This is a genomic window from Streptomyces gelaticus (assembly GCF_014649535.1).
GTDB classification, from domain to species: Bacteria; Actinomycetota; Actinomycetes; order Streptomycetales; family Streptomycetaceae; genus Streptomyces; species Streptomyces gelaticus.
The window spans coordinates 1-756 of sequence record NZ_BMTF01000102.1 but is presented as its reverse complement, the minus strand read 5'-3'; the positions used below and the strand labels follow the sequence as shown (position 1 = coordinate 756).

The 756-nt window shown below is 67.2% G+C and carries 1 protein-coding gene; it reads left to right on the top strand.

The window, feature by feature from the left end; translation table 11 throughout:
- Positions 1–664: hypothetical protein (locus tag IE107_RS34555; RefSeq protein ID WP_229867494.1), on the top strand; the 664-nt coding region annotated here is incomplete at its 5' end.
- Positions 665–756 lie beyond the last annotated feature (92 nt).

The following is a 756-nucleotide window of genomic DNA, read 5'->3' as shown; positions in this document are numbered from 1 at the left end:
AAGCGACATGATCATGAACCGTTCCCACGCGATCGCGGCGGCCGTCGCGGCCGCCGCGGCACTGACCGCGACCGGCATCACCTACGCCTCCGCCCTCCCCGCCCCCGAGGCCCAGGTGGCCCCGGTCACCCTGCCCGCCCAGGCCCCCATGGGCGGGGAGGGCGGCAACACGGGCAAGGGCAACGAAGGCAGGGGTTACGAAGGAAACGAGCGTGGCGGCAACGAGCGCGGCGGCAAGCGCCATCACGAGGAGGGCCGGATCCACATCAACGAGCGCGAGTACTCCGGCCGCCCCGACGGCTGCATCACCGTCGTCAGCGGCCTGGGTGCCAAGAGCTTCAACATCCGCAACGACAGCCGCAACGAAGTTGAGGTGTTCCGCGGAGCCGTGTGCGACAACGGCGCCCCCATCGCCACCGTCGGCCGCTACAGCTCCGCCAACAACGTCCGCCCCGGCAAGGACGAGGACGAGGACTTCGAGAAGGGCGAGCACCACGAGAAGAAGCACCACGAGAAGGGCGAGCACCACGAGAAGAAGCACCACGGGAAGATGGATGACGGCGTGAAGGTCAAGGACGGAGTCGTCGCCAGCTTCCGCGTCATCAAGCGCCACCACGACGAGAAGGGCGAGGGCGGCGAGTTCGGTGAATTCGGCGATTACTAAGCCAGTAACCGCCTGATACGCATGCCAGAGAATCCCGGCCCGCCGTAATCGGGCCGGGATTCTCGTCCGTCCCCGGCCACAAGAATATCCCT